This is a genomic window from Marinobacter sp. ST-43 (genome assembly GCF_030541085.1).
Classification (GTDB): domain Bacteria; phylum Pseudomonadota; class Gammaproteobacteria; order Pseudomonadales; family Oleiphilaceae; genus Marinobacter; species Marinobacter nauticus.
Genome location: NZ_JASSVO010000033.1, coordinates 1 through 8,318, shown reverse-complemented (window position 1 = coordinate 8,318; position 8,318 = coordinate 1). Strand labels below are relative to the sequence as shown.

Sequence of the window (8,318 nt, the reverse complement as noted above, 5' to 3'; positions counted from 1 at the left end):
AGTTGAAATCCCAGATCCGGATACTGAGCCGCCGAACACGGGGCCACTCACTGGCCCAGGTGATCGCAGATCTGAAAGAGACCCTGCTTGGTTGGAAAGCGTACTTCGACGCAGCCGAAGTGCTGAGCCCGCTGCGGGACCTGGACAAGTGGATACGGCGGAGAATGAGAAGTTACGTGTGGAAGCAATGGGGCCGAAGGGGGTATCGTGAGCTGAGAAAGCGGGGTGTCCCGGTCAGATTGGCCTGGAACACCGCCAAATCGGCCCACGGCCCGTGGCGGTTGAGTCACTCGCCGGCACTGCGGGAAGCCCTACCGGCCCGGTTGTTCCGGAGCTATGGACTGCCGGAACTGGCAGTGCGGTAACGGGTTGAATCAAGTCACTGAATCGCCGTGGTACGTGATCCGTATGCCCGGTGATGTGGGAGGAGGGGCATCGTGAGGTGCCTCCCTATCCCGATTATGTTCACAAAGAGTCAGGTTTCGTCATATGAAACTCGAGAATATTGAACTGCTGATTGATGGCTCAGGCGAAATCACTATTGGTAGGGTTGGCCCGGTTAGCTGTGCGGCGACTGCATCTGATGAAGATCAATGCCTTGCAATGTTAGTCCGCCGGCCTGAAGAGTCATTCGAAGATTTGCTTACACGATTGGATCGCGCCATTGCAGATGCCGTAGAGGACCAGATATTTGTGGATGAAATAAATGGATAGCCTGTCAAATCTCATACACTGTTGTGACGAGATGCCGAGTGATGGCGTTTCAATCTGTTGGGGGCCAGCCCGTTTTGGCTCTGAAGACCTTGGTTGGTGTTTGGTTATTGAGCGGGTAGCAACAGAGGATGACTTACAGGAAAATCAATATCTTGAGGAAGTGGGTGATACGCTCTGGACTACAGCAGTCGAAATTAAGTGTTGTCCGTATTGTGGTGTTGGGCTCACTGATGCGCGATCCGTCATGTCCTCTGAGGACTTCGGTTATTTTATCCACATTGATTCTTCGGGGTGGCTGGGCAGGCGCTGCTAACACGAAGAAGAACATAACCAGTGCAGGCACGGCGACACCCACTACATTGCGCCTTCGGCTCCATTCCGTAAGCGCGCATGCTGCAAGCGTTATATTTCAAGGAGTGAACTTTGGAGCTCGTAATAGGGAATAAAAATTACTCGTCATGGTCGTTAAGGCCTTGGCTACTTTTGTCAGTCCACAAGTTACCTTTTAGGGAAGTGCGGATTCCGCTGAATCAAGACGACACATACACTGCGCTTGCCCAGCATACCGATGCAGGGAAAGTCCCGGTTCTCAAAGACAATGATCTGGTCATCTGGGATTCACTGGCAATTTGTGAGTATATTTCCGAGCAGTACCTAGACGGCCGCGGATGGCCGAGTTCCGTTGGTGCGCGAGCAGAAGCAAGATCTTGCTGCGCAGAAATGCACTCGGGTTTCACAGAAATTCGAGGCCAACTGCCAATGAACTGTCGCGCAATCGGACGCAAACTTCCTCTTAATGCAGCCCTTGAACGAGAGATAGCTCGGATAGACCGAATCTGGTCGCAATACCGAGAAACCTATTTGAGTGAGGGCCCGTGGTTGTTCGGTGAGTTCTCTATTGCAGATTGCATGTTTGCTCCAGTTGCGTCGCGATTTAAAACCTACGGGGTCAAGGTCTCGCCGGTATCTACAGAATATATGCAGTTCGTCCTCGACCATGAACAAATGAGGGAGTGGGTTAGCCAGACTCACGATGAGCCTGAAACCATAAACGTGTCCGAGGTGGGAATATAACAATCACAGTCACGGCGACGTCTACTACATTGCGGCTTCGCCTCCATTTCGTAGCCGCGCATGCTGTTGGCGTTATTGCAAAACCTAGTACTAAAATTAGGAGGATATTTTATGAGTGAAACAAAGGAGATGCTTTTCTCTCTTCAACGCTTTCAGATACTTTCTCTTTTCACCAGTAGTGCAGCAGAACGCAATGTAACACCAAGCTATGCTTTTGCGTGGGCTGAGAACATATACCCATTTTTGAACGATGGCGCACCTTGGCATAAGCCCTATGCAGATTGTTTTGCAATTCAAGAGGAACAAATAAACGAGTTGCATCAATTTCTCTGCGATAGATGGGATAGCAAAAAACTTATTTCATTTTACGAGCTTGAGGATCACTACGGGGTGAGCGGTTCTGCCAGGCCTGGGCCAGCTTGGAGTAGGTATGGTCTCGTGGTCGCGTGTCGGTACATTTACCTCCAAGAATTCCATTTTGACAAAGCATTTTGGTCGGCTCTTCTGAAGAATGGAGAATGTCCTTCGGAAGCCCATATCATATCCAGCCCTTATACAGCTGAACATGTTTTCTTTGAATAGATTGCCATAACCAGTGCAGGCACGGCGACGCCCATTACATTGCTCCTTCGGCTCCATTCCATGGGCGCGCATGCTGCAGGCGTTAAAATCATAAAAAGGAGAGGATCAGGTGAGCGAGATTATCCAGCATTCCGACGATGGAGGCCAGTCTGTACAAGTTGGAGATGGGCAAGAGTCATCGGTAATCCCAATTAAGGTTTACCAAGATATTTACCATCAAATTACGGGTAGAACCGAGCAGATCAAGAAGACTTGCGACGACAATCTAATGATTGGGATTCAAGAGATTGAGCAGTTGCATCATAAAATTACACAACTCTGTGACGTTCATAGAATTGTTGCTAAAAATGAAACCGTCTCGGTCTTCCACGACCAAGATCGTAAGGAACAGTTTACATCTTTTGAAAGATTTTTGGCGTACAACTCGAACTCCGCAAGCCCAACAATAAATGTCGTTTTAAAGTATAATTTCGCAATTGTGGTTGCAGGCCTGAAGAATCCCCAAGAGTACGTGGTTACTATCAGATTGGCCTCGAGGGTTGCCCTAATAAAGAAGCTGAAAGAAGATGCCCCGCCTTTTATTCCAGGCCATTTCTTTTCTGCAATGGCAGGTGACGTGGCTGAAATAAAAGTGGAGTATGCCGATTATGTCGTGGCGCGCGGATTTGTTGAGGCGTTTGATGAATGGGTTAAAGGTTGTGATGCTGACTCAGAGCCAAAAACTATAAAGTTTTTAAAGAAATATTCTTCTATATTTCCAAAAACACTAGGGCCGTTAATTGCAATATCTACATTGTTTTTCACACTCTCCTATATCGGAAATAGCCAGCTACCGTCTCTTGATACAACGTACATCGCCAAACTTTTTAGCGTATTTTTAGTCGGGTTGTATCTTCTGGTCACGTTCGCAGGCTTTGCCGGAAGTTTGATAGAAAATTCGATTGATCGCTATATGCCTACCTCCTATGTGAAGTTGAATAGGGGAGATGCAAAATTAATCAGTGAGTTTAATGGTGGCAAGAAAGGTCGATGGATAGAATTTCTGGGAGGATCCATCCTGACAGTTATTCTTGGTATTGCATCTAGCAAACTTGCAACCTTGATCACTTTTTAACACATATGAGCCTTCTCGGAATCAATAGGCAAGAGTCATTTTTTTGGCCGCGCCAGCGGCCAACCTAAACCCATGAGCGAGAACGCCTGCTTCGTCAGTCTCGTAGGGCTGTCAGGCACTTACAGCAAACACATATAGGGGCTCTCTTACGTGGCTTTAGGCCACTGCCTGACCGGTCGTTCCATCAGTGGGTCAGGGGCACCAGACATTCATCGGTTAACCGGTCACTGGCACTATTCAAACGACGGGCTGCATGGCTCCAGTTAGTGTCAGGCTCAGGACCGGTGTAAGCGCACTGGCTCATGGTATTAAGGCACGCCCACGGGCTGGCTAATCAAGTCGCTCTGGCTTCAACATCGGTGACAGAAAACCGCTTGGGTATCGGTGTACCAGTCAGCAGACTTGCGGTCTTCGGTGTCATCCTTTCTGATCCAGTTAGACGTCTTGCTCAGCCCGTGGCGTGACTAACCTCTCAAGAACCGTTGTTCATCGAACACCCTCTTGTCTTTGAGCATGAAGTACACAGCTCTACCCAACTTGTGTGCCAAGGCGGATAGGGCCTTGGGTTTGTTCATGCGCTTCTGCAATTTTTCGACGTAGCGTTTGGCCTTGTCGTTGTTACGAATGAACAGCACCGCCGCTTCTGAGAACGCCCACTTCAAATGAGCATTGCCGATCTTGTTGCCCTGAGTGCCGTAGATTTTGCCGGCGGATTCGGCTTTGCACTTCACCAGGCGAGCGTAGGACGCGAACTTCTGAACGGATTCGAAACGTTGGATATCGCCGACTTCGTAGAGAATGGTTAGGGCCAGAATGCGACCAACTCCAGGAATGGTCTTCAGTACGTTGAGTGATGCCGGGTCGTGTTGCTTGGCTTGCTGCTCCAGGTGCCACTCAAGCTTTTTGAGTTCGTGCTGATAGCAGTCGACGATGACCAGGTCCAGATCGATATTGCGCTGAACGTCTGGATCGCTAAAAGCGGCGGTCAGTTGTGATCGGCCACCAGGGTTGTTGAGGTTGGCTTTGCTGGGCGGCAGATTGTACTGGCCCAGAGTGTTTACGGCGTGGGCCTTGAGCATGGCACCATGCCGGACAATGCGGGTACGGCGGCGCAATAGATCGCGGGTGGCCCGCATCTCCCTGGGGTAGACGTAAGCCAATGGGAAATTGCCACCGCGCATGAGCATGGCGATCTTGAAGGAATCAATACGGTCGTTCTTGGTTTTGCCGCCATGGATCGCCTTCATGTACAGCGCATGGCCCAGAATGAAGTTGATGCCGTGTTCTTCGCACAGGTCTGATATCCAGTACCAGCAGTGCATGCACTCGACACCCACGACCAGGTCATCACGGAAAGGTTCGAGCAGGGCGAGTAAAAGTTCAGGCTGGGCTTTGATTTCCTTGTGCAGAAGGACCTCGCCCTGTTGGTCGATGATGCAGACGTACAGACTACGGGCGTGCAGATCGATTCCACAATAATGGCGATGGGTGCTAAGGTAAAAGTTCATTGAGTCTTCTCCCTTGTAGTGCTTGGTCGCCTTCCAGCTTAGCGGGTAACCGCAGGGCTGGGGAGAAGGCTCAATCAGTATCAAGTGCAGGCACGGCGACGCCTACTGCATTGCGCCTTCGGCTCCATTTCGTAGGCGCGCATGCTGCAAGCGTTAGGCAGAAAAATCAGGCAACGGATTCAGGTCATTTCGGACAATTTTTGGTATAAATCATAACTTTTGGAGTAGTAGGCTATGAAAATGCTAAGTCGGGAAGAGTTAGTAAAAGAAGCAGGAACACCGCTTTTTCAAAATAGAGATTTTTCTTTGTATGACGGTGCTCCGTTTGATTGTGCCTGCGGTTCGGTTCATTCGTTCAATCAATACGGCAATACTCAACACTTTGCTTCAACCGGTGGTAGCGCTAAGTTCATGGTCGAGTGCCCACAAAACGGTAATGTCTTGACTCTTATCAAAACAAAAAACAAGCTTTTCATAATGTTTGATCGGTTTGTGTCATTGGCAGGGCATACAGGAGACGTGAGATAATGGAAGTCATTGGGTTCTTGTTCTTTGCATTTGTTTCTTGGAAGTTGTTTTTCTGGATTCTATCTATTTTGTTCCCAAGATACGGATTGAGAAAGGCTATGGCCCGGCATCAGGACAGACCAACTGAGAGAAACTTTCAAGCCGTATTGCGCGCTCAGGAAAGGCTATCCAGGCGCATGGGGCATTAGGGTATGTAAAGGTTGAGTCGTTGCCGCCCTACAAAACGATCAACCGGATGTCACAAACGACAACGTAGTCAACTTCAATAATGATAGGTAGGTTATGCAGCTTCCTCAGGTAGTAGGCATTGCAATTGGTGTGCTTTTCATTTTGTCCGGCTTCTTTCTTCGTAAACTTTTGGTGAAAAGAGAAAAGAAAACCTCGGGTGGTGTTGTGCTTACTATATTTGCCTACCTTGGGGGCCTATTAATGCTCCAGAACATTATCTTCTCATACCCCCCGACGTGGAGTTGGGAAGGTGTCAAATTGTACTGGATCGGGATGTTCGGAAAAGCATTGGTGCCGATCATATTCGGGTTCATTGGGCTCGCCTTTTCGCCGAATAGAGTTATCGGGTATGTCTTTGCAGTGGGTAGCCTCACAGGATTAATGATGATGGGCAGTTCCTGAGTTTTTCCTTTCCAACCGGGGCTTGGCCTAACCAGTGCAGGCACGGCGACGCCCACTACATTGCGCCTTCGGCTCCATTCCGTGGGCGCGCATGCTGCAAGCGTTAGCACTTCATTGGGACCTTAATTGGGATAAGTAATCTATAAAGGGAGTTATTGAGTGAATGGCCTTAAAACTGCAAAAAATGCTGTTTTTACCTTGATTGTCTTAGGGTTACTCTCTACCAATGTCTTGTTGGTTACCAGCGCCAAATTCCACGACCTTCTCTACGGGGCACTGTCGAACTTCCCTTATGACTCACTTTTCTCGAATAGCAAATCAAAACAATATCAGTTGCTAGCTGAGGAAAATGATCGCCTGAAAAAGAAAAATGCGAAATTAGAACAGCAAGCAGCCTCGCGCAGAATGAAAATTGCTCGTGCCAAAACTTTATCAAGGAATATCACTAAGAGAACGGCGAGGAATGTAGCGCTGAACGTCTCCTCGGTTGCTGTAGAAGCAATACCTTACCTCGGTATTGGAATGATTGTATCCGTAACCATTGCAGACGTGGCTGCTGGATGCCAAAACGTCAGAGATACAAATGAGATTTTGAGCATTCTTGATGAAGCTCCCCTTGAGGAAATGGAGCGGAAAGTATGTGGCGCTTCTGTTCCGAGCGTCGACCAACTCAAGGCCAAAATAGATGCTGTGCAAAGATCTTTGGGTGATGCAATAGGTGGTACGATTTATGAAATATTGCATTAGTGCATGATTTTCATGTTGACTCTCATGAATGCCGCACCGCTGACAAGCCACGGAAGACGGACGCGTGGGACGCGTCGCTTCGCTCCGCGGTTAGGCGAAGAAACACATGAATAGGTTTAGGGGAAATTCAATATGATCTCTGAGTTAGCAGGGTACACATTAACGCGCTCGATTCCGGATAGCGTACTAGCCGGCGTACTCAGTGGCTCATACAAAGTATTTGGTGGCGTTGTCAGAAATGATGCTGGTCAGATTGTTGCCCATTTAGTAAATGCAGGCAATCCAGCCAATCTGCTTTCCACCTTTTTATCACCAGTGAATACAGCCTTCTCCGGGTTGAACACTTATCAGCTGTACCGTATCGGTGCAGATTTCCAGCAATTAATTGGCTTGGCTCAAGCCAGCATGGTCATTTCAGGATTAACCCTGGCAGTCAGTTCTGCTGGCTTTTTGTTTTTAAACAACAAAATCAATAAAATTGATAAAAAACTTGAGGAAATGGCCGCAGATTTAAAATTCATAAAGAAATTTCTCGAGCTGCAGGAAAGAGCAAGACTGATTTCCGCATTAAAAGTAATAAGAGAGTTGGGTCAAATCGAAGACATATCAACTAAAACGCAAATGCTTATAAACAGCCGTCAGACTCTTGGTGAGATACATGAGAAATACAAAGCACTGCTTCTTGAGGACAAAAGTGTAAAAGAGCTGATGCCTGTCGAGGAATATTTCACCATAACCGCTATGGGTCATGCGTTGTGTTCCGCAGAATTAGGTATGTACGATCAAGCTACAAATGACCTGCTAGAGTCTCAAATGACATGGAGGGAAGCAGCAAAAACATTTGTAGGCGAGAAGGTGATTGGTAACGAGCCGCAACGATTTCTTACCAAGAAATATGTTGGGCACATTAAGTCAGAAGAAATAGCTGGCTGGATGGATTTCGCAGAAGATACTGAGTTAGGTATTGATCGGCTTGACCAGCTCAGAGGTATGTCCCCTAAGATTGATATCAACATCTTTAATTCAATAGATAAAGAAGAAGCAATAGCGATTGATGTAGCAAGAAAAATTGTTCAACGAGACCGGGTGTTGCAAGGCTATGTTGATCAATACGGATATTATTCTTCATTGAGAAAGAAGCCGTCTGAAATACAGCAGTATTTCGACAGTCTTTCGGAGGAAAGTAAAATCAATGAATGCTATGTGTTTCTTTCAAATGACAAAGTTGGCGCCTAATAATGGTCTCCAAGGGACAAGACGATGCAGGAAGAAGTCGATTGGCACCATGCCTACAAGCATGTGAGGTGGACCCAGTCAGTTGGACAACCTGATGGTGTCCCTAAGCTATGATCCGGTTGTTTCCCTGGCTCAGGCTGCCAAGGATATGGATTGCCCGTAGTACACCTCATCGGGCGTTTGGT

Annotated in this window: 10 protein-coding genes; 9 read left to right on the top strand and 1 reads right to left on the bottom strand. The window is 47.8% G+C overall.

Going from position 1 to position 8,318, the window contains the following annotated elements; translation table 11 throughout:
- The 5 genes from QPL98_RS19020 to QPL98_RS19000 form a co-directional block, all read left to right on the top strand.
- Positions 1 to 365: group II intron maturase-specific domain-containing protein (locus tag QPL98_RS19020; protein ID WP_303293823.1), on the top strand; the 365-nt coding region annotated here is incomplete at its 5' end.
- A gap of 124 nt (positions 366 to 489) precedes the next feature.
- Positions 490 to 714 (top strand): hypothetical protein, encoded by a 225-nt coding sequence (locus QPL98_RS19015; RefSeq protein WP_089676070.1) that lies wholly within the window; start codon positions 490 to 492, stop codon positions 712 to 714.
- 423 nt (positions 715 to 1,137) lie between these two features.
- The gene (locus tag QPL98_RS19010) at positions 1,138 to 1,788 is read left to right on the top strand and encodes a glutathione S-transferase family protein (RefSeq protein WP_114433943.1); all 651 of its coding nucleotides are present in this window, start codon (positions 1,138 to 1,140) and stop codon (positions 1,786 to 1,788) included.
- A gap of 111 nt (positions 1,789 to 1,899) precedes the next feature.
- A complete protein-coding gene (locus QPL98_RS19005; protein WP_303293822.1) occupies positions 1,900 to 2,370 on the top strand; it encodes a hypothetical protein in 471 nt (156 codons plus the stop codon).
- Between the two features lie 109 nt (positions 2,371 to 2,479).
- Positions 2,480 to 3,484, top strand: coding sequence for a hypothetical protein (locus QPL98_RS19000; protein WP_303293821.1), 1,005 nt, complete (start codon positions 2,480 to 2,482; stop codon positions 3,482 to 3,484).
- Between the two features lie 464 nt (positions 3,485 to 3,948).
- Here the strand turns inward: QPL98_RS19000 and QPL98_RS18995 are convergent, their stop codons facing one another.
- Positions 3,949 to 4,992: an IS110 family transposase gene (locus tag QPL98_RS18995; RefSeq protein ID WP_303293820.1), complete on the bottom strand. Its 1,044-nt coding sequence runs from the start codon at positions 4,990 to 4,992 to the stop codon at positions 3,949 to 3,951.
- 234 nt (positions 4,993 to 5,226) lie between these two features.
- On the opposite strand from QPL98_RS18995, the gene QPL98_RS18990 reads away from it, so the two are divergent.
- The 4 genes from QPL98_RS18990 to QPL98_RS18975 all read left to right on the top strand — a co-directional run bounded on the left by QPL98_RS18990 (position 5,227) and on the right by QPL98_RS18975 (position 8,133).
- Positions 5,227 to 5,520: a hypothetical protein gene (locus QPL98_RS18990; protein WP_303293819.1), complete on the top strand. Its 294-nt coding sequence runs from the start codon at positions 5,227 to 5,229 to the stop codon at positions 5,518 to 5,520.
- 282 nt (positions 5,521 to 5,802) lie between these two features.
- Positions 5,803 to 6,150 carry a hypothetical protein gene (locus QPL98_RS18985; RefSeq protein ID WP_303293817.1) on the top strand — a complete coding sequence of 116 codons (348 nt, stop codon included), beginning with the start codon at positions 5,803 to 5,805 and terminating at the stop codon, positions 6,148 to 6,150.
- A 159-nt stretch (positions 6,151 to 6,309) separates the two neighbouring features.
- The gene (locus QPL98_RS18980; RefSeq protein ID WP_303293816.1) at positions 6,310 to 6,897 is read left to right on the top strand and encodes a hypothetical protein; all 588 of its coding nucleotides are present in this window, start codon (positions 6,310 to 6,312) and stop codon (positions 6,895 to 6,897) included.
- A gap of 132 nt (positions 6,898 to 7,029) precedes the next feature.
- On the top strand, positions 7,030 to 8,133 hold the full coding sequence (locus QPL98_RS18975; RefSeq protein WP_303293815.1) for a hypothetical protein: 1,104 nt from the start codon (positions 7,030 to 7,032) through the stop codon (positions 8,131 to 8,133).
- Positions 8,134 to 8,318 lie beyond the last annotated feature (185 nt).

Coding starts and splice junctions, on each gene's coding strand:
- QPL98_RS18975 (WP_303293815.1), top strand. CDS start 7,030: ATGATCTCTGAGTTAGCAGGGTACACATTAACGCGCTCGATTCCGGAT.
- QPL98_RS19005 (WP_303293822.1), top strand. CDS start 1,900: ATGAGTGAAACAAAGGAGATGCTTTTCTCTCTTCAACGCTTTCAGATA.
- QPL98_RS18995 (WP_303293820.1), bottom strand. CDS start 4,992: ATGAACTTTTACCTTAGCACCCATCGCCATTATTGTGGAATCGATCTG.
- QPL98_RS19015 (WP_089676070.1), top strand. CDS start 490: ATGAAACTCGAGAATATTGAACTGCTGATTGATGGCTCAGGCGAAATC.
- QPL98_RS18985 (WP_303293817.1), top strand. CDS start 5,803: ATGCAGCTTCCTCAGGTAGTAGGCATTGCAATTGGTGTGCTTTTCATT.
- QPL98_RS18990 (WP_303293819.1), top strand. CDS start 5,227: ATGAAAATGCTAAGTCGGGAAGAGTTAGTAAAAGAAGCAGGAACACCG.